The 19,405-nt window shown below is 74.4% G+C and carries 18 protein-coding genes; 7 read left to right on the top strand and 11 right to left on the bottom strand.

The features are described from left to right. Position 1: 1 nt before the first annotated feature. From FHX40_RS04645 to FHX40_RS04630, 4 genes are read right to left on the bottom strand one after another with little or no spacing between them, the layout of a single operon-like run. The gene (locus FHX40_RS04645) at positions 2-937 is read right to left on the bottom strand and encodes a respiratory chain complex I subunit 1 family protein (protein ID WP_142258464.1); all 936 of its coding nucleotides are present in this window, start codon (positions 935-937) and stop codon (positions 2-4) included. Beyond that, positions 934-2,943: a proton-conducting transporter transmembrane domain-containing protein gene (locus FHX40_RS04640; RefSeq protein ID WP_142258463.1), complete on the bottom strand. Its 2,010-nt coding sequence runs from the start codon at positions 2,941-2,943 to the stop codon at positions 934-936. Before FHX40_RS04640 ends, FHX40_RS04645 begins: the two co-directional genes overlap by 4 nt. Continuing rightward, positions 2,940-3,422: an NADH-quinone oxidoreductase subunit B family protein gene (locus tag FHX40_RS04635; protein WP_142258462.1), complete on the bottom strand. Its 483-nt coding sequence runs from the start codon at positions 3,420-3,422 to the stop codon at positions 2,940-2,942. Before FHX40_RS04635 ends, FHX40_RS04640 begins: the two co-directional genes overlap by 4 nt. A gap of 34 nt (positions 3,423-3,456) precedes the next feature. Beyond that, positions 3,457-3,864, bottom strand: coding sequence for an ArsR/SmtB family transcription factor (locus FHX40_RS04630; RefSeq protein WP_142258461.1), 408 nt, complete (start codon positions 3,862-3,864; stop codon positions 3,457-3,459). A gap of 170 nt (positions 3,865-4,034) precedes the next feature. On the opposite strand from FHX40_RS04630, the gene FHX40_RS04625 reads away from it, so the two are divergent. After that, positions 4,035-4,448, top strand: a complete 414-nt coding sequence (locus tag FHX40_RS04625; protein WP_142258460.1) for a pyridoxamine 5'-phosphate oxidase family protein — start codon at positions 4,035-4,037, stop codon at positions 4,446-4,448. 173 nt (positions 4,449-4,621) lie between these two features. Here the strand turns inward: FHX40_RS04625 and FHX40_RS04620 are convergent, their stop codons facing one another. Further along, positions 4,622-5,197 carry a hypothetical protein gene (locus tag FHX40_RS04620; protein ID WP_142258459.1) on the bottom strand — a complete coding sequence of 192 codons (576 nt, stop codon included), beginning with the start codon at positions 5,195-5,197 and terminating at the stop codon, positions 4,622-4,624. A gap of 323 nt (positions 5,198-5,520) precedes the next feature. Between FHX40_RS04620 and FHX40_RS04615 the strand changes: the two genes are divergently transcribed. Then, positions 5,521-6,048, top strand: coding sequence for a pyridoxamine 5'-phosphate oxidase family protein (locus FHX40_RS04615; protein ID WP_229789078.1), 528 nt, complete (start codon positions 5,521-5,523; stop codon positions 6,046-6,048). 231 nt (positions 6,049-6,279) lie between these two features. On the opposite strand, the gene FHX40_RS04610 is transcribed toward FHX40_RS04615, so the two are convergent. Then, the gene (locus tag FHX40_RS04610; RefSeq protein WP_142258457.1) at positions 6,280-7,266 is read right to left on the bottom strand and encodes an Acg family FMN-binding oxidoreductase; all 987 of its coding nucleotides are present in this window, start codon (positions 7,264-7,266) and stop codon (positions 6,280-6,282) included. A gap of 152 nt (positions 7,267-7,418) precedes the next feature. Between FHX40_RS04610 and FHX40_RS04605 the strand changes: the two genes are divergently transcribed. Further along, positions 7,419-8,369, top strand: coding sequence for a universal stress protein (locus FHX40_RS04605; RefSeq protein ID WP_306465720.1), 951 nt, complete (start codon positions 7,419-7,421; stop codon positions 8,367-8,369). A 391-nt stretch (positions 8,370-8,760) separates the two neighbouring features. After that, positions 8,761-10,248, top strand: coding sequence for a bifunctional aminoglycoside phosphotransferase/ATP-binding protein (locus FHX40_RS04600; RefSeq protein WP_142258456.1), 1,488 nt, complete (start codon positions 8,761-8,763; stop codon positions 10,246-10,248). 126 nt (positions 10,249-10,374) lie between these two features. Here the strand turns inward: FHX40_RS04600 and FHX40_RS04595 are convergent, their stop codons facing one another. Next, complete coding sequence (locus FHX40_RS04595; protein ID WP_142258455.1) at positions 10,375-11,496, bottom strand: site-2 protease family protein; 1,122 nt, start codon at positions 11,494-11,496, stop codon at positions 10,375-10,377. A gap of 45 nt (positions 11,497-11,541) precedes the next feature. Next, positions 11,542-11,826 (bottom strand): DUF7455 domain-containing protein, encoded by a 285-nt coding sequence (locus FHX40_RS04590; RefSeq protein ID WP_142258454.1) that lies wholly within the window; start codon positions 11,824-11,826, stop codon positions 11,542-11,544. A 217-nt stretch (positions 11,827-12,043) separates the two neighbouring features. Between FHX40_RS04590 and FHX40_RS04585 the strand changes: the two genes are divergently transcribed. Continuing rightward, a complete protein-coding gene (locus FHX40_RS04585; protein WP_170198709.1) occupies positions 12,044-12,454 on the top strand; it encodes an STAS domain-containing protein in 411 nt (136 codons plus the stop codon). 226 nt (positions 12,455-12,680) lie between these two features. Next, positions 12,681-12,893, top strand: coding sequence for a hypothetical protein (locus FHX40_RS04580; RefSeq protein WP_142258452.1), 213 nt, complete (start codon positions 12,681-12,683; stop codon positions 12,891-12,893). A 44-nt stretch (positions 12,894-12,937) separates the two neighbouring features. Here the strand turns inward: FHX40_RS04580 and FHX40_RS04575 are convergent, their stop codons facing one another. From FHX40_RS04575 to gap, 3 genes are all read right to left on the bottom strand, one after another. Then, positions 12,938-14,644, bottom strand: coding sequence for a sensor histidine kinase (locus FHX40_RS04575; protein WP_142258451.1), 1,707 nt, complete (start codon positions 14,642-14,644; stop codon positions 12,938-12,940). A 101-nt stretch (positions 14,645-14,745) separates the two neighbouring features. Beyond that, positions 14,746-15,339 carry an Rv1733c family protein gene (locus tag FHX40_RS04570; RefSeq protein ID WP_142258450.1) on the bottom strand — a complete coding sequence of 198 codons (594 nt, stop codon included), beginning with the start codon at positions 15,337-15,339 and terminating at the stop codon, positions 14,746-14,748. Positions 15,340-15,388: 49 nt separating this feature from the next. After that, complete coding sequence (gene gap / locus FHX40_RS04565) at positions 15,389-16,387, bottom strand: type I glyceraldehyde-3-phosphate dehydrogenase (protein ID WP_142258449.1); 999 nt, start codon at positions 16,385-16,387, stop codon at positions 15,389-15,391. Between the two features lie 128 nt (positions 16,388-16,515). On the opposite strand from gap, the gene FHX40_RS04560 reads away from it, so the two are divergent. After that, entirely contained in the window at positions 16,516-19,173 is a 2,658-nt protein-coding gene (locus FHX40_RS04560; RefSeq protein ID WP_142258448.1) for a GNAT family N-acetyltransferase, read from the top strand. Positions 19,174-19,405: the final 232 nt, after the last annotated feature.

The following is a 19,405-nucleotide window of genomic DNA, read 5'->3' as shown; positions in this document are numbered from 1 at the left end:
CTCACGCGAGGAAGAAGGAGGCGCCCACGGCGAGCAGGGCCATGAGGAAGGAGCCGGCGAGCAGCTCCGGGATGCGGAACAGACGCAGCTTCGCCATGAACACCTCGCCCGCGGCGAGCAGCGCGCCGAGCACGCCGACCTTCACCGCGAGCGCGACCACGGCGACGAGCAGCGCGACCGGTCCCGCGTCGGCCCCGGCGATGCCCCAGGGCGCGAACAGGCTGCCGAGCAGGCCGAGCAGCACGCTCAGCCGGATCGCCGAGGCCCACTCGATCAGCGCGAGGTCCGGGCCGGAGTACTCGAGCACCATCGCCTCGTGGATCATGGTGAGCTCGAGGTGGGTGGAGGGGTTGTCCACCGGGATGCGCCCGGTCTCCGCGATGATCACCACCGCGAGGGCGACCGCGGCGAGCACGCTCGCCGGGGAGATCACGGCGAGCGGGTCGTCGAGCGTCGAGTTGACGATCGCGCCGAGGTTGGTGGAGCCGACCCGCACCGACAGCGCGAACACCGCGAGCAGGATCGTCGGCTCGACGAGCGCGAGCACGGTCACCTCGCGGCTCGCGCCCATGCCGCCGAACGCGGTGCCGGTGTCGAGCGCGCCGAGCGCGAGCGCGACCGAGCCGAGCGCGAGCAGCGCGGTCACCGCGAACAGGTCGGCCACCCCGTCGAGCGGGGAGGCCGTGGTGACCAGCGGCACCACCGCGGTGACCACGAGCGCGCTCGCGGCGAGCAGCAGCGGCGCGAGCCGGAACACCCAGCCGGTGCCGCGCGGCGCGATCGGCTCCTTGCGCAGCAGCTTGCGCAGGTCGCGCCAGGGCTGCAGCACGCCCGCCCCGGCCCGGCCCTCGAGCCGGGCGCGCACCTGCCGCATCAGCCCGACCAGCAGCGGCGCGCCCGCCACGACGAGCACAACCTGGAGGATCGCGGCGATCATGCGATCACCGCCAGCAGGATGAGCGTGCCGGTGAGCGTGTAGAAGCCGTAGGCGAGGTAGCGGTGCACGCTGCCGTTCGCGAGCCGGGTCGCGGCCCGGCCGGCGGCGGCGAAGGCGGCGAGCACGGGCTCGTACGCCCGCCGCTCGATGCGGTCCGCCACGCGGGCCCGGTAGCGCACCCGCTCCACGATGTAGGCGGACTCCTTCGCGGGGATCACGTCGATGTCGCTTTCCGGTCGGAGCACGTTGTCGAAGACGCGGCCGAGCGGCTCGGCGAACGAGGTCGCGGTGTACTCCATGCGCGCGGTCATCGGCCCGGCCCCGCAGTCCCACAGCCGCGCCTCACGCCGCGCCCGGCGGGCGGCGAAGACCCGCAGCAGGGCGAGCACGAGCACCAGCGCGGCGGCCAGCCAGCAGGCGATGAGCAGCGGCGAGATCGTGCTCGCGATGCCGCCGAGCCGCAGCGTCACCTCGCCGGTCACCGCGGCGGGCGCGCCGATCACGCCGCCGGCCGTCTCGGCGAGGTACGGCAGCAGCAGGGTGGGCGCGAGCGCGAGCCCGACGCAGGCCGCGGCCGCGAGCAGCATGCCGGCGAGCATGGTGGGCGGGCTCTCGTGCGCGGTCGCGGCGCCCTCGCCGCGCGGCTTGGCGAGGAACCCGACGCCGAACGCCTTGACGAAGGTGGCGATCGCCACCCCGGCGGTGAGCGCGATCGCGCCGACCGCGAGCGGCATGGTGACCGCGTGCCGTACCCCGCCCTCGGGCAGCGCGTTCACCAGGCTCTGCAGCAGCAGCCACTCGCTGACGAACCCGTTGCCGGGCGGCAGCGCCGAGGCGGCGAGCGCGCCGAGCGCGAACAGCGCGGTGGTGTACGGCATGCGCTCCCGCAGGCCGCCGAGCGCGTCGAGGTCGCGGGTGCCGGTGGCGTGCAGCACCGACCCGGCGGCGAGGAAGAGCAGCGTCTTGAACGCCGAGTGGTTGATCGCGTGCAGCAGCGCGGCGACGAGCGCGAGCGCGGCGAGCGCGCGCGACCCGGAGGCGGCGAAGAACCCGGCCGCGCCGACCCCGATGAGCACCAGGCCCATGTTCTCGGTGGTGGAGTGGCCGAGCAGCCGCTTAAGGTCGGCGGAGACCGCGGCGTGCAGGATGCCGTAGACGGCGGAGGCCGCGCCCGCGCCGAGCACGAGCAGCCACCACCAGGCGGGCCCGCCGCCGAGCAGGTCGAGGCCGACCCGCAGGATGCCGTACACGCCCATGTTCACCATGGCGGCGCTCATCAGCGCGGACACCTGGCTCGGCGCCTCCGGGTGGGCCCGCGGCAGCCACACGTGCAGCGGCACGATGCCCGCCTTGGAGGCGAAGCCCGCGCCGGTCGCGAGGAAGATCAGGCTCGCCGCGACGGGGGAGATCGCGGCCTGCCGGATTTCGTCGAAGGCGTCGCCGCCCGCGTGCGCGGCGAGCGCGGCGAGCCCGGCGAGGATGACCGCGAAGCCGAGGTGGGTCATGACCGCGTACCACTGCCCGGCCTCGCCCGCGGCGGCCCGCCGGTGGTGCTCGGCCACCACGAGCAGCAGCGAGGTGATCGCCATCAGCTCCCAGGCGACGAGGAACGTGCCCACGCCCGCGGCGGCCGGGACGAGCAGCATCGCCGCGACGAACAGCGGCATCGCGGCCTGCACGCCCCGCCCGGCGAGGCCGTGCCGGGTGTAGCCGATGCCGTAGATCGCCGCGCAGACCGCGACGGCGCCGGTGACGGCGAGGAACACCCCGCCGAGCGGGTCGAGGGCGAGCCGCACGCCGAGCAGCGGCAGCAGGTCCGGGTACCACGCCGACCAGCCCTGTCCGGCGACGGCGGCCGCGCCGGAGGCGACGGCGCTGGCCCCGGCGGCCGCGGTGAGCGCCCCGGCCACGGCCGGGCGGGCGCGGCGCGGCAGGGCGAGGGCGGCGAGTGCGGCGGCGAGGCAGAGCGTGAGGGAGAGCCCGAAGGCGGTCTGCGTGAGGTTCATCGCCCGGTCAGCCCGCGCAACGCGGACACGATCGCCTCCGGCTCCGGCGGGCAGCCGGGCACCTCCACGTCGACGGGGACCACGTCGCCGACCGCGCCGGCGACGCCGTACGCGCCAGCGAACACGCCGCAGTTGCGGGCGCAGTCACCGAGCGCGATGACGAGACGGGGCTGCGGCACGGCCTCGTAGGTGCGCCGCAGCGCGACCTCCATGTTGCGGGTCACCGGCCCGGTGACGAGCAGCGCGTCGGCGTGTCGTGGGGAGGCGACCAGCCGCGCGCCGTACCGCTCGGCGTCGTGGACCGGGCCGAAGGCCGACGCGATCTCCAGCTCGCAGCCGTTGCAGGACCCGGCGTCGACGTGCCGGATCTGCACCGAGCCGGCGAGCTCGGCCGCGGCCGCCGGAGCCGCGCCGTCCTCGCGAGGGGGCGGCGGCTCGGCGACCCGGCCGGTCTTTCTGATCTTCTGCCACAGGCTCACCACGGCGAGGTGACCCCCGAGCTGTGCTTCATGTTCAGGGCTGCTCCGGTTTCGAGGACTTCCTGCTGTCGGAACGCTGTCCGGTGCCCTCCCGGGAACCCTGGCCCTCGCCGGTGCCGGCCGCGCGCAGCTCCGCGAGGAGCTCCCCCTGGCCGACGATCAGGTCGGAGAGGATGCGGCGGGCGGTGCTCAGCAGCTCCGCCACGTCCCCGCTGCTCAGCGCGTACACCACCGTCGACCCCTCGCGCGTCGCGGTGACGATGCCGGCTCGGCGCAGCACGGCGAGCTGCTGGGAGAGGTTCGACGCCTCGACGTCGATCTCGGCGAGCAGGTCGCGGACCGGCAGCGGCCCGTCCTGCAGCAGCTCGAGGACCCGGATGCGCACCGGATGCCCCAACGTGCGGAAGAACTCGGCCTTCGCCTGGTACAGGGGAACGGGCACGGCTCAGATCTCTTCCGACGGGGGGACGACAGCGGCATCAATGATGTGACAAATTGAAGAATTCTTCAAATCGTAACTTCCTCATCTAGCCGACCTGTCAGGACGTATGCCCTGCTCAGCGGGACCTTGGTCCCTGACCGGGCCCGCCCGAGCGGGGCGAAGCTGGAGGCATGAAGCTCGACTCGGCAGGTTTGCAGGTGCTCTCCCCGGCCGAGTGCGTCGAGTTGCTGGCCTCCACGCCGATCGGTCGCGTGGTCTTCACCGACCACGCCCTGCCGGCCGTACAGCCGGTCAACTTCGTGCTCGACGGGACGACCGTGGTGATGCGCACCACGCCCGGCAGCAAGCTCGCCGTGGCCGCGCGCAACACCGTCGTCGCGTTCGAGACCGACGAGTTCGACCCGGAGACCGGGACCGGCTGGTCGGTCACCGCGATCGGGTACGCCCGCGCCGTCACCGACCCGGTCGAGACCGAGCGCCTCGCCCACCTGTCCGGCGCCCCCTGGTCGCCCGACGGGAACGACCGGTTCATCGTCATGCCGATCCGGCAGGTGTCGGGCCGCCGCGTCCGCGTGCGACCCTGACCGATCCGCGAAACGCGTCAAGCCCGGGATCCCTCCCGGGCCGTTCTCATGTGCGGCGTCGCTTGCAACGCCTCCACGGTACGGCGGGCACGGCGGTGCCCGGGCACAACGACGACCGCCCACCTCGGGTGGAGGCGGGCGGTCGGGGGATGCGGGCCGCTCCCCCACGGCGGTTACCGCAGGAACGGGAAGCGCTGCACCAGCTCGGTGCTCGCCCACCAGCGGCCGATGCCGAGGGTGTCACCCGCGTTGGCCACGGCCAGCCCGGCGAGCACGAGCGCGTAGATGATGTGGTCGTCCATGAACGGGTTGTTCGCGAGCGGGAGCTCGGCCGCCCACATGAGCACCATGAGCAGGCCGCCGGTGACCGCCGCGATCCGCAGGCCCGCGCCGAGGATCAGCGCGCCGCCGATGCCGAGCAGGCCGAGCATGAACAGCCAGTCGACCCAGGCCTGGCCGGCGAGGCCGCTGAAGACGCCGCCCAGCGCGTTCTCCGCGGTGCCCTTGAGGAAGCCGGTGGTCGGGCTGCCGCCGTCGAGCCAGCCGCGGTCCGCGGGGGTGGCGAAGCCGAGCCCGATGAGCTTGTCGACGAACGCCCACAGGAAGATCCAGCCGAGGGCGATGCGCACGACGGCCCAGATGTACGGGAGGCCCTTGGGGGTGACGGCCTCCGGAGTGGGGGGAACGGGAACCTGCCGGCCCTCGACCGGCTTGCTGCGCCCTTCGGCGCGCCCTTCTGCGATGGCCATTGTGTGGCCCCTTTCTCGCTGAGCCGTACCGTCAACCAATCTCGTTGTGGCTCAATTGCATCGCTTTACCGTTCCTTGAAGCAGTGCCGTACGGCACGGCCGGGGGCGACCCGAGGTCCCGATCCGGCCGGGACTTTCGGCCCTGCGTACCATGGCCGCGGAAGGCCGCCGGGTGGTCGCGTCCTGTCCCCGGTGCCGCTATCAGGGACTTTCGTCCCTTGCCGGGGATTGATGTCAGGCATCAGGGTTTGAGGGACGCGATTCCATGCGACAGACGGCACGGCAAGATGACTGACACGATGACGGCGCGCAGGTTGAACCAGTTGTCCAGGCAGGAGTGCCTGCGGCTGCTCGCCGGCGTGCCCATGGGACGGATCGTCTTCACCCACCAGGCGCTGCCGGCCATCCGGCCGGTGAACCACATCGTGGACGACGGCGACATCGTCATCCGCAGCCATCGCGCCGCGGCGATCACGGCGGTCGCGCATCGTTCCGGGGTGGTGGTCGCCTACGAGGCGGACGAGATCGACGCGGAGCGGCACCTCGGCTGGAGCGTGATCGTCACCGGCCGGGCCTACATGGTGGAGAACGCCGCCGACGTGGCGCGGTACCAGAAGCTGATCGACCCGTGGGTGGCCGGGGAGATGGACCAGGTGATCCGCATTCACCCCGAGATCATCACCGGGTTCGAGCTCGTCGCCGCCGACTCCGAGGACGACCGCTCCGGGCACCCCCACAACGGCCGGTACGACGGCGCCGTCGGCGGCCTGCGGGACGGCCGCGACACGGCACGTGACGAGGGCCGCACCGGCGGCGAGGCGACCGAACCCGGCCCGGGCCGCGAGGCCTGACCGCCCCCGCGATCCTCCGTATCGGCGTCACCGACCTCCGTATCGGCGTCACCGACCCCCTGATCACGGACCTTCCGACCCCGAGCCGGACCGTCCGGGCACGCCACGCGGCGGCCACGCCCGCACGTGGCCGCCCTGCGTTCGTTTCCGCCGTGGCGCGCCCGCGCGCGGCCCGCCCCGGCCGCGCCTGGGATCACGGCCGGGGCGGCCGCTCCGCCGTCCCACCTCCGGTCACACGGCGACCAGCTCGTCCGGCTCGTAGAGGAGCTCGGCCGGGGGACGGCGGGGCGCGCGCGGCACCGGCGGGCCGTACCCCAGCCTCATGATCATCTGCACGTGGCCGCGCCGGTGGTGCGGGTCGGTACGGCCGCGCATGTCGCGCAGGTCGAGCGGCTGGTTGAGGAACGACACCGAGACCCCGAACAGGCTCGCGGTGAGCAGCACCCGCTGCAGCGCCTGCCCGGCCCGCAGCCAGTCGACCGGGCCGTCCCCGGGCGTGGTGAGCACGGCGAGCTGCGGCCACGGCTCGAACGCGGCCGACGGGCGCGGCTGGCCCGGCCGGGTGACGCCGAAGTCGCGGATCGGGGCCGGGTCGTTGAGCGGCTTGGGGCCGAGCACCGCGCGGGGCAGCCCGTCGACGTGGCCGCCGTCGATGGTCCAGGCGTTGATCTCGGCGAGGTACTCGTGGTCCGTGGCGAGCTCCTCGTCGGCCATCGCCACGTACTCGAGCAGCTCCGCCGAGCTGTTGCGGCCCAGCACGAGCAGGGTCGCGCCCTCCCGTTCCGCGGCCTGGCGCAGCTCCGCCAGCACGGTCGGCGGCACCCGCTTGCCGGTGTACGGCTCGCGGTTGGTGCGCCGCAGCGGGATCTCGGCGCAGAGGGCGCGCGCCCGGGCGGAGGGGGACGCCGTCGCCGCGGAGCGCACGGTGGCGAGCACCGTGGAGTCGCCGGGGTCGGGCAGCAGCCGGACCAGCGGGCGGCACCCCGCCACGCGCAGCGCGAGGCGCAGGTTGAACAGCGCAGCGCCGCAGCTCACGTGCAGGGACCGGCCGCGCGGGTCCATCACCCGGAGCCTGCGGTTGTGGTCGGCGAGCACCTCGGCGAACTCTCCGCGCACCACCCGGAACCGCCACGGCTGCGTGTTCAGCACCGAGGGCGCCTGGCCCGCCGCGGCGAGCAGCCGCCGGATCCCGGTGTCGGTGCCCAGGGGAGAGGACATCACCCCACCTCCTCGTGCAAGTCCTCGCCTCAAGGCTCGTTTCGGCGGCGGATCCGCGGCAGGGCCTTTTCGCCCTCCCGGATTGGGACTTTGGTCTGTGATCTCGCTTACAGCGGGGTTCCGGGTGGCCGTGGAGGGCCGGAGGTCCCGGGGTGACGGGACCTTCGCTGCTGGGGAAGAAGCCCGGGAACGCGCTCGAATGGGGGCGGACGACCGAGGAGGCCACGATGATCCTGGTGGGTGTCGACGGCTCGCGCGCCGGACTGGAGGCCGCCGGCTGGGCGGCGCGGGAGGCGGCGCTGCGCCGCGTCCCGTTGCGGGTGGTGCACGCGATCCCGGCGTGGGTGCTGGAGACCGGCGACGACGGCCCGTACGCCGGGGTGGCCCGGTGGATGCGCGAGGGCGCCGAGACCGTGCTCGCCGGGGCCGTGGACCGGGCCCGGCGCGAGGTGCCCGACCTGGAGGTGGAGGCCGTGCCGATCCCCGGCGACCCGCGCCCCGCGCTGGTCAGGGCGGCGGCCGAGGCCGAGCTGCTCGTCGTCGGCAACCACGGCCTGGGCGGCTTCCGCGGGCTGCTGCTCGGCTCGGTCGCCCAGGGCGTGGCCGGGCACGCCCCCTGTGACGTGGTCGTGGTCCGCGAGATGGCCACCCCGCCGCGCGGCGAGGTGGTGGTCGGCGTCGACGGCTCGCCGTCCGACGAGCGGGTGCTGGAGTTCGCGTTCGCCGAGGCGTCGCTGCGCGGCGTCGGGCTGCGCGCGATCCACGCCTGGCGGCCGTTCGACTTCGGCGACTACGGCTTCGGCGGCCTGCCGCCCGGCTCCGACGACCTCGCGGGCGAGGGGCGCGAGCGGCGGCTGCTCGGCGAGATCCTCGCGGGCTGGGGCGAGCGCTACCCAGACGTCAAGGTGGTCGAGGAGACGGTGAAGGGCCACCCGGTCGAGGTGCTCCGGCACGTCTCCGACGGCGCCGACCTGGTCGTGGTCGGCTCCCACGGGCGCGGCGAGCTCGCCGGCATGATCCTCGGCTCGGTGAGCCAGGGGGTGCTGCAGCACGCCCACTGCCCGGTGGCCGTGGTGCGCATCCGCAAACCCGCCACGGCCTGACCGCGCCGCCGTACCGGGCCGCCAGTCAGAACGGCAGCCGGCGGCCGGACGGGGTGCGCAGGTCGAGGTCGTCGCGGTACCGGCCGGACCGCGCCGGGCGCCGGTTCCGGATCCTCCTCGTTCGCATCGCTCTCCTCCCCTCCCCTGGTGCCGCCCACCGGGGCCTTACAGGAACCCAGGTGCACCCAGAAGCGGGCGGTACGCCCCCGGCCCGGCACCGAATCGGCAAAGGCCCGGCAACGCCGCAGGCGGACGCGCCCTCCGGCCGGTACGGCAGGGCCGTTCGGCCCTGGCAGGCGGGACGGCGGCGGGCGTGGACTGGAAGCCCGGGCCGGAGGGTGCGGCCCGGGGCACGGCACGCGAACGACGCGTCCGAGCGGAGGGGGGACCGATGGAGCCGTGGGCCCAGGTGCGGGAGACGCACTCCGGGGTCGTGCTGCTGATCGGCGACCGCGCCTACAAGTTCAAGAAGCCCGTCGACCTCGGCTTCCTCGACTTCACCACGGTGCAGGCCCGCAGGCTCGCCTGCGAGCGCGAGGTGGAGCTCAACCGCAGGCTCGCCCCGGACGTGTACGAGGGCGTCGCCGAGGTGGCCGGCCCGGACGGGCGGGTCATCGACCACCTGGTGGTGATGCGCCGGATGCCGCCGGACCGCCGCCTGTCCGCGCTGGTGCGGGCCGGGCGCCCGGTCGAGGAGTGCCTGCGCCGGGTCGCCCGCGCCCTCGCCGTGCTGCACGGCAAGGCCGAGCGCGGCCCGCACGTCGACCGGGAGGGCGACCTGCCCGCGCTGCGCCGCCGCTGGTGCGACAACCTCGACCAGGTGCGCGGACGGTACGGCCCGGCGATGGACGCCGGGGTCGCCGCCGAGATCGAGCGGCTCACCCTGCGCTTCCTCGACGGCCGGGCCCCGCTGTTCGCGCGGCGGGTCGCCGAGGGGCGGATCGTGGACGGCCACGGCGACCTGCTCGCCGAGGACGTGTTCTGCCTCGACGACGGGCCGCGCGTGCTCGACTGCCTGGAGTTCGACGACCGGCTGCGGTACGTCGACGGGCTCGACGACGCCGCGTTCCTCGCCATGGACCTGGAACACCTGGGCGAGCCGCGGCTGGCCGAGCTGTTCCTGCGCAGCTATGCGAACTTCGCCGGGGACCCCGCGCCGCCGTCGCTCTACCACCACTACGTGGCCTACCGGGCGTTCGTCCGGGCCAAGGTGACCTGCCTGCGGTACGCCCAGGGCGACGCGGCCTCGGCGCCGGAGGCCCGGCGGTACGCCGACCTGGCGCTGCGGCACCTGCGCGCGGGCGCGGTCCGGCTCGTGCTCGCCGGCGGCCCGCCCGGGTCCGGCAAGTCCACGCTCGCCGCGGGCCTCGCCGACCGGCTCGGGCTCACCCTGCTCGCCAGTGACCGGGTGCGCAAGGAGCTCGCCGGGATCGACCCGGCCGCCTCGGCCGCCGCGCCGTACGGGGAGGGCATCTACCGGCCGGAGTGGACCGAGCGCACCTACGCCGAGCTGCTGGAGCGGGCGGAACGGCTGCTCGGCCTCGGCGAGTCCGTGGTGCTCGACGCGTCCTTTACCGACCCGGCCCACCGCGCCGCCGCCGCGGAGCTCGCCGCGCGCGCCCACGCCGACCCGGTCGCGTTCCGCTGCGCGGTCCCGGCGGAGGTCGCCGCGGCGCGGGTGGCCGCCCGCACCGGCGGCATCTCGGACGCCGACGCCGGGATCGCGGCCGCCATGGCCGCCCGGGAGGCGCCCTGGCCGGAGGCGATCGAGATCGACACCACCGTTCCCCCGGAGCAGGCCCTCGCCCAGGCCCTGGCCGCGCTCCCCCTCCCGGAGGCCACGCCGCGCTTCCACCTGCCGCTGATCGAACCGGACTGACCGCGGCGAACCGCCATGAAAACAACGAACGGCCCTGCCGAGGCAAGGGCCGTGACGTGTCGTCTGGAGCGCCCCGGGCCTGCCGGGGCACGGCCGTACCCGCGCGGGCGGTACGGCCCGGCGGCCTCAGGCGGCCTGCCGGAGCATCGCCTGGCGCAGCATGCGGTTGAGGTCCGCGGCGGTCACCACGCCGACGACGTGTCCCCCGTCGACGACGAACGCGACCACCTGGCCGGGCAGCGGCCGCTTGGTGACCAGGACCGCCGCCTCCTCGTCCGGCGTGACCACGTTGTCCGGAGGCACCGGCCGGGTGAGGTCCGACACCCGGGTGACGGCGCGGGCCCGCGGGGACAGGGCGGCCATCGCGTCGAGCGAGAGGTAGCCGACCGGCCGTCCCTCGAAGTCGACCACGACGTACGCGGTCTGGTGCGAGCGCAGCGCGGTCGCCGCGGCGAAGTCCTCGATGGTGAGCCAGGCGGGCGCCACCTCGGGCGGGCCGGTCATCACGTCCCGCACCGGCACCCCGCCGAGGCCGCGCCTGGCGGTCGCGGCGACGTACTCGCCCTTGGCCGCGCTCATCAGGAACCAGCCGATGATCAGGATCCACAGCCCGCCGGACCAGCTGAGCAGGAAGATCTCGGCGATGCCGAACGCGATCAGGGCCATGCCGAGCGCCTGCCCGCCGATCGCGGCGGCCCGGTCGGCCCGGGCCCGGCTGCGGGTCACCCGCCACACCACGGCGTGCAGCACCCGCCCGCCGTCGAGCGGCGCGCCGGGCAGCAGGTTGAAGACGCCGAGCATCGCGTTCATCAGCGCCAGCCAGGTGAGCGCCGCCACCACCAGGTCGGGGCCGGGCAGCAGCACGGCGGCGACGAACGACAGGGCGGCGCAGGCGAGGCTGGTGAGCGGGCCGGCGGCCGCGGTCTCCAGCTCGTGGCGCGGGGTGGGCGCCTCGCCCTCCAGCTCGGCCACCCCGCCCAGCAGCCACAGCGTGATCGACCGCACCCGGACCCCGCGCACCAGCGCGACGAGGGCGTGCGCGAGCTCGTGGGCGAGCAGCGAGCCGAGGAACAGGGCCGCGGCGACGGCCGCGGTGAGGGCGTACAGCACGGCGGGCCGTCCCGGCGCCGCCGCCGGAAGCACCACGGCGCCGAGGCTCACCCCGATGAGCGCGCCGATCACCAGGACCGACCAGTGCACCCCCACGGGCACACCGGCCACCCGGCCGAGGCGCAGGCTGTGTTTCATGGCGTCACCTTCGAAACGCGTGGTGGTACGGTGCGGCCGCGCGCCTCACGCGAAGGCGCCGACCTCGACCGGCCACGGGTCGACCGGCAGCGGGAGCCCGTCTCCGTCGAACACGACCGCGCCGATCTCGGCGAGCCTGCGGCGGGACACCCGGTAGTGGTGCCCGCAGAGGAACAGCTCGATGGGCTCGCCCTGCGCCGAGGCCATCGGCATGATCGTCATCACCACGGGCTTCGCCGGGCAGCAGCAGGACCGGTCGGCCCGGGCCAGCGCCATGCGGCGCGCGTGCGCGTAGGCGGTGATCTCGGGGGAGGGGTCGGGGGCGCCCACGCGTCTGCCTGTCCTACGGGGAACGAATCTCCTGGTCATGGCTCCAGGCTCGCATCGGGAACGCCGTGCAACCAGGGCCTTACGCCCTTTACGCGGTGTTGATCACGCGGTGCGTTGGACCCTTCCACAACGGGACCTTGGTCCCTACGCCCGGCCCCGATGGCTCCCCCACCATGGAGCGGTGTCCGCCTCAATGCCACGCGGTCGGCGGGTCGCCATGCCCCGTACGCGTACCCGCCGGCCGCGGCTCAGCACGGTTCCGCCGCGGCGCCACCGCCGACTGGACGACCTGTCCCTCGGCCCGCGCCCGGCCGCATCGGTTCTCACGCTGTACGGCGGCGCCGCCCTGCCGGTGGTCACGGTCGGCGGCGAGATCGACCTCGCCACCGCCCCGCTGCTCGACCGGCACCTCGCCGCCGTCATCACGCCCACGTGCCCGGACGTCGTCGTCGACCTGGGCAGGGTGGCGTTCATGGACGCCTCGGGGCTGGGCGTCCTGGTCCGTGCCGACAACCGCGCCCGCCGGTACGGCGGCCGCGTCCGGCTCACCCGCATCCCCGTCAAGGTCTCCCGGCTGCTGCGGGCCGTCGGGATGACCGGCTACTTCCCCGTCGTTCCCTCGACCTGACCCCGGGCCGAGGCACCGCCCGCAGCATCCCCGCCCCCTCATCTCCCGGCCCCTTGCGCGGCACCGGCGGGCATCCGGCGCTCGGCGCCCAGTGGGGCGGTCCGGCACGAACGTCCGGAATGGGCACACCGTCCCCGCAACGCGGGACCTTCGGTCGATGACTCCCGGGCGTGACCGGCCGGAGCATTGGGCCGGAAACCCCCCAAGGCCGCGGAAGGGAGGAACCGTGGCGCTCAAGATCTTCGCCGGGTTGCCGTCCGCCCGGACGATCCTCTCGTTCCTGCTGATCCCGCTGGCGCTCGTGGTGATCGTGAAGAACCCCGAGGCGTCCGCGGCGTTCGTGGAGGCCCTCATCCGCGTGGTCGTCGGCTTCCTCGGCGGCGTCGCGGAGTCCATCGGCGACCTGCTCGCCGGCCTCGCCGACGCGAGCGGCGGCTGACGGCCCGCCGGCGGCGGGCACGCGCGGTCCCCCGCGGCTCCCCGTCAGGAGGCCTCGCGGGAGAGCGGCACGCTCCACCGCAGCGACGACCCGCGCTCCCGGCCGGGCCCGAACTCGAACTCGCCGCCCAGGCTCTCGGCCCGTTCCTGCAGGTTGCGCAGCCCGCTGCGGCGGCCGCCCGGGGACGGGCCGATGCCGTTGTCGTCCACCTGCAGCGTGAGCGTCCCGTCCACGGCCCGCACCGTCACGTCGACGTGCGAGGCCTTGGCGTGCCGTACCACGTTGGACAGCGCCTCCCGCAGTACGGCGAGCAGGTGCTCGGCCACGTTCGGCGCCACCTGGTTGTCGAGCTGGCCCTCGAGCTTCAGGCCGGGCATGAAGCCGAGCCTGCTGCGCGCGTCCTCCACCAGCTCCACGATCTGCGAGCGCAGGCTCGGCGACTCCAGGTCGCGCGGCGTCTGCAGGGCGAAGATCGTGGACCGGATCTGCCGGATGGTCTCGTCGAGCTCGTCGATCGCGGTCTGCAGCCGCTGCACCGCCTCGGGCCGCTCCACCAGCCGGACCGTGCTCATCAGCGTCATCGCGACCGCGAACAGCCGCTGGATGACCACGTCGTGCAGGTCCTTGGCGATGCGGTCCCGGTCCTCGAGCAGGCCGAGCCGCTCGGCGTCCTTGCGCCGCTCGGCGAGCTCGAGCGCGATCGCGGCCTGCCCGGCGAACGAGTGCAACATCTGCAGCTCGGCCTCGCTGAACGGCAGCCGTCCCGCGCGCCGGCCGAGCGCCAGCACGCCGCGCGGCTGGCTGCCGCCCGCGCCGAGCGGCACCGCGGCGGCCGGGCCGATCTGCGGGCCGAGCAGGGTCATCGACCGCTCGGCGAGGGTGGAGACCATCACCGGCTCGGCCGTGGTGAAGGCGGCGCCGCTGATCGAGCCCTCCACGGCGACCCGGCTGCGCTCCACGCTGTCGGCGGCCGGGCCCTCGGCGTTCACCACGTCGAGGTACTCGCCCGACTCGTCCGGGCTGAGGATCGCCACCACGTCGGCCTCGACCATCTCCCGGGCCCGCTGCCCGATGAACGTGAGCACCTCGCCGGACTCGGTGCCGGACAGCAGCCGCGTGGAGATCTCCGACAGCGCGCGCAGCCACGTCTCCCGCCGCCGGGTCTCCTCGTACAGCCGGGCGTTCTCGATCGCCACGCCCGCGGCGGTGGCGAGCGCCACCACGATCGCCTCGTCGTCCTCGTCGAACTCGGCGCCGCCGCGCTTCTCGGCGAGGTAGAGGTTGCCGAACACCTCGTCGCGCACGCGGATCGGCACCCCGAGGAACGTCTTCATCACCGGATGGCCGGGCGGGAAGCCGTACGCCTCGGGATGCTTGGAGATGTCGTTGAGCCGCAGCGGGCGAGGATCCTTGATCAGCAGGCCGAGCAGGCCGAGCCCGTGCGGCCAGTGGTCGATGCGGGCGACCTCCTCCTCGGTCAGGCCGACCGGGATGAACTCCACCAGGGTGTGCTCCTCGCCGATCACGCCCAGCGCGCCGTACGTGGCGTCGACGAGCGTGGTCGCGGTCTCCACGATGCGGCGCAGCACCGTCTCGAGATCGAGATCGCTGCCGATCGAGACGACGGCCTCCAGCAGCGCGTGCACGCGGTCCCGCGTGGCGAGCACGGCCTCAAGCCGCACCTGGAGCTCGGCGAGCAGCTCGTCCAGGCGCATGTGCGGCAGGAAGGACCGCGCCTTGCCATCGGTCATACCGAAGAGTCTGCCATCCACCCCCGCTGCCCGCCTACCCGGCATTGATCGGTTGATCGGTCCTCGGATCCGAGGACCACCACACAAGATCCGAGGACCGTTCACACCTGCTTGCGGCGCCGCCACTCACGCTCCGCGACGATCCACGCCGCCGCCCAGTCGGCGTACCGGCGGCGGTCCAGCAGGGCGCGCACGATCGCGTAGCAGCCGGCCACGAGCGCGCCGGAGAGCAGCACGGTGGTGAGCCCGACCGCGATCGCGCGGGCCACGGTGTCGATGCGCTGCGGCGGGCCCGGGGCCACCCGGCCGGAGGCGTCCACCCAGACCCTGGTGGTGGTCCCCGCCTTCGCGCCCCAGCGCACCGGGACCGACGCGGTCACCGGACGGCCCTCGGCGTCGGTCCACGTCGCCTTGGCGCGGGTCAGTGTGGTGCCGCCGTTGTACGGGGAGAGGGCGAGATCCGGCGCGTCCTGCACCAGGCGCGCGGTCACCCAGCGCCCGCCGAGCTCGGACCGTACGCCCTCGTCGTACACCATGCGGCCGGCGTGGAGGGCGAGCCCGATGCCCGCGACGAACATCAGGAGGAACACGGCGACGAACAGCGCCTCGATCCGGTCCGTCCCGCGCCGCAGCGGATTGCGGTCGGGCCGGTAGAGCCGGATCCGCGACGCCACCCAGCGGGCCAAGCCTCGCATTCGGTCCACCTTCCTTCATGCACCTGTCGCACGGCGGGCGCGGTGACGCTTACAGCTCGCGCCCGGCCCGGGCGGCCATCTCGGTGAGCCGGCAGGCGTAGCCCCACTCGTTGTCGTACCAGCCGAAGACCTTCACGAGCGTGCCGTCGGCCTGGGTGAGCGGCGCGTCGAACACGCAGGAGTGCGCGTCGCCGACGATGTCGCGGGACACGAGCGGGGCGGTGCTGTAGCGGAGCACGCCCTTGAGCGGGCCCTCGGCCGCCTTGGCGAACGCGTCGTTGACCTCCTCGGCGGTGACCTCGCGGGACAGGATCGCGGTGAGGTCGGTGAGCGAGCCGTCCTCGACCGGGACGCGCAGCGCCACGCCGTCGAGCCTGCCCGCGAGCTCGGGCAGCACCAGGCCCACGGCCCGGGCGGCGCCGGTGGTGGTCGGCACGATGTTCACCGCGGCGGAGCGGGCGCGGCGCGGGTCCTTGTGCGGCGCGTCGAGCAGCCGCTGGTCGCCGGTGTAGGCGTGCACCGTGGTCATGTAGCCCTTGACCACGCCGAAGTTCTCGTGCAGCACCTTGATCATCGGTGCCACGCAGTTGGTGGTGCAGGAGGCCAGCGAGATCACCTCGTGCGCGGCCGGGTCGTAGGCGGCGTCGTTCACGCCGGGCACGATCGTGGCGTCCACGCCCTTGCCCGGGGCGGAGATGATGACCTTGCGGGCGCCGCCCTTGAGGTGCAGCGCGGCGGCGTCGCGGGTGCGGAACTTGCCGCTCGCCTCGACCACGACGTCCGCGCCGTGCGCGGCCCAGTCGATGTCGGCGGGGTCGCGGTGCGCGGTCACCGGGACGCGGCGGCCGTCCACCTCGATGTAGTCCTCGCCCGCGGTCACCTCGGCGTCGTACGTCCCGTACGTCGAGTCGTGCTTGAGCAGGTGCGCCAGCGTCGCGGCGTCGGTCACGTCGTTGATCGCGACGACCTCCACGCCGGCCGACGCGGCGCGGCGGAACACGGCCCGGCCTATCCGGCCGAACCCGTTGATGCCTATGCGTACGGCCATCGATCCTCCCAACCTTGCCTCACGGCCATCGTCGGCCGGGCCGTACCGCCCCGGTAGTGCCGAGGGTCCCGACCGGCCTGGGCACAAGGACCCTGGGTGAGCCGAACGGAACGGATCACGATGGGGCCATGACGAGGACGGTGCCGGACGAATGCGACGTACTGCTACGCGACGGTGACATCGCGCACCTGCGGCCGTTGCGCCCCGAGGACCGCGCGGCGCTGCACGAGCTGGTCGACGCGACCTCGGAGCGCTCGGCGTTCCTGCGGTTCTTCACCGGCGGCCGGGCCACCGCCCACGCGTACGCCGACCGGGTGACCTCCCCCGAGTACCGGGGCCAGGCGCTCGTGGCGTTCATCCGCGGGCGGCTGGTCGCGGTGGCCGAGTACGTCCCGGAGGGGGACGACGCCGACGTGGGCATCCTCATCCACGACCCGGTGCACGGCAACGGGCTCGGCACGCTGATGATCGAGCACCTCGCGCTCAACGCCGCCGAGGCGGGGGTGCGCGCGATCGTGGCGGACGTGCTGCCGGAGAACCGGCAGATGATCCAGGTGTTCGAGGACCTCGGGCTGACGGTGCACCGCCGGTTCGAGGACGGCCTGTTCCGGGTGGAGATCCCCCTCGAGCCCTCCCCGGCGCTGCTCTCCGGGATCGAGGCGCGCGAGCACCAGGCCGCGGTCGCGTCGCTCACCCGGCTGCTGGGGCCCGAGTCGGTCGCGGTGATCGGCGCCGGGCGGGACCCGGGCAGCGTGGGCCACCGGGTGCTGCGCAACCTCGTCGACGGCGGCTTCCCCGGCCCGGTCTATCCGATCAACCCGCGGGCCAAGGAGCTGTGCGGCCTGCCGGTCCACGCCAAGATCGGGGACGTGCCGGGCCCGGTCGACCTCGCGGTGGTGGCGGTTCCGGCGCGGGCGGTGACCCGGGTGGCCCGGCAGTGCGCCGAGGCCGGGGTACGCAGCCTCGTCGTGGTGACCGGCGGCCTGTCCGAGGCGGGCAAATCCGGGCGGCAGGCCGAGCTGCTGCGCATCTGCCGGGACGGCGGCATGCGCTTGGTCGGCCCGAACAGCCTGGGCGTGGTCGGCAGCGCGGGGCGGCTCAACGCGAGCGTGCTGCCCGCGACCCCGCCGCGCGGCCGGCTCGGGCTGATGTCGCAGTCCGGGACGGTCGCGGTGGCGCTGCTGGAGCGGGCCGCCGCGCTCGGCATCGGCGTCTCCTCGTTCGTGTCCACCGGCGACAAGGCCGACGTGAGCGGCAACGACCTGCTCGAGTACTGGGAGGACGACCCGGAGACCGACGTCGTCGCGCTGTACCTGGAGTCGTTCGGCAACCCGCGCCGGTTCGGCCGCATCGCCCGCCGGCTCGCCGCCCGCAAGCCGGTGATCGTGCTGAAGAGCGGCCGCACCGTCTCCGGCGACCGGGCCGCCGTGCAATCGCACACCGCCGCCGCGGCCACCCCCGACAAGGCCGTGGACGCGCTGCTCGCCGCGGCCGGGGTGATCCAGGTGGACACCGTGCAGCGGCTGCTCGACACCGCCCGGCTGCTGCTCGGCGCGCCGCTGCCCGCCGGCCCCCGGGTGGCGATCGTCGGCAACTCCGGCGGCCCCGAGGCGCTCACCGCCGACGCCTGCGTCCAGCGCGGCCTCGCCGTACCCGAGCTGTCACCGGAGACCAGGCTGGTGCTGCGCCGCGAGACCTCCCCCACCGCCGAGGTCACCAACCCGGTCGCCCTCGCCGCGGACGCCCCCGCCGAACGGCTCGCCGACGCGGTCCGCACCGTGCTCGCCGACCCGGTGGTCGACGCCGTGCTCGTCGTCTACACCCCGCCGTTCGGCTCCGGCCGGGAACGCACCTGCGAGGCGATCGCCGAGGTGGCCAAGGACGCGGCCAAGCCGGTGCTCGCCTGCGTGCTCGGCCACGACGGCATACTGCCCGGCGGCACCCCCAGCTACGCCTTCCCCGAGCAGGCCGTCTACGCGCTCAGCCGGGTCGTCGACTACGTACGGCGCCGCGAACGCCCGGCCGAGCTCGCCGCCGAGGCCCGCCCGTTCAGCCGCGACCGCACCGCCGCCGCGATCGTCCGCCGCGAACTCGCCGAGCACCCCGAGGGCCGCTGGCTCGACCACCGCACCGCCGCCCGCCTGCTCGCCTGCTACGGCGTGCACGTCGCCGAGTCGATCGACGTCGACGGCCCGGAGACCGCCGCCGAGGCCGCCGCGCTGACCGGCCTGCCCGCCGCGCTCAAGGCCACCGGCCCCGACCTGGTCCACAAGAGCGACGTCGGCGGCGTCGCCCTCAACCTCGCCACCCCGGCCGACGTCGCCCAGGCGTACCGCGAGATGGCCGAACGCCTCGGCCCCGCGATGACCGGCGCGCTCGTCCAGCCCATGGTCACCGACGGCGTCGAGATCATCATCGGCGGCGTCGAGCACCCGGCGTTCGGCCCCCTGGTCATGGTCGGCATGGGCGGCCTCACCGCCGAACTCCTCACCGACCGCGCCTTCCGCGTCCCCCCGATCACCCACCGGGACGCCGCCGAGATGCTCCGCGAGCTCCGCTGCTTCCCCCTGCTGACCGGCTACCGCGGCCGCCCCAAGGTCAACATCGAGGCCCTCGAGGAACAGATCGTCCGCGTCGCCCGCTTCCTCGAGGAAATCCCCGAGGCCGCCGAACTCGACCTCAACCCCGTCCTCGTCACCCCCCGCGGCGCCGCCGCCGTCGACGTCCGCCTCCGCCTCGCCCCCCTGCCTCCCCCGCCCTCGCCCTACCGCCGCCGCCTGCGCTGAGGCATCTCGCGGGGATGGCGGGCCAGGGGCCGGTGGTCAGGAAGTACGCCTTCCGTGAGCGTGGTTTCCACCACAAGGGCGCACTCATCAGCACGCGGCCGGTTCGTAGCGGTGCGGCCACCTGCAGAAAGAACCGCCCGCGAGGGCGGGCGGCGAGCCGGCCGATCATGCACTTTTGCCGTTCGCGGGGAACGGGCTGACGACGAAGATGCAGGCCTGTGAGCAGGCCGCA

Source organism: Thermopolyspora flexuosa (assembly GCF_006716785.1).
Classification (GTDB): Bacteria; Actinomycetota; Actinomycetes; order Streptosporangiales; family Streptosporangiaceae; genus Thermopolyspora; species Thermopolyspora flexuosa.
This window is presented reverse-complemented; position numbering and strand designations above follow the sequence as displayed.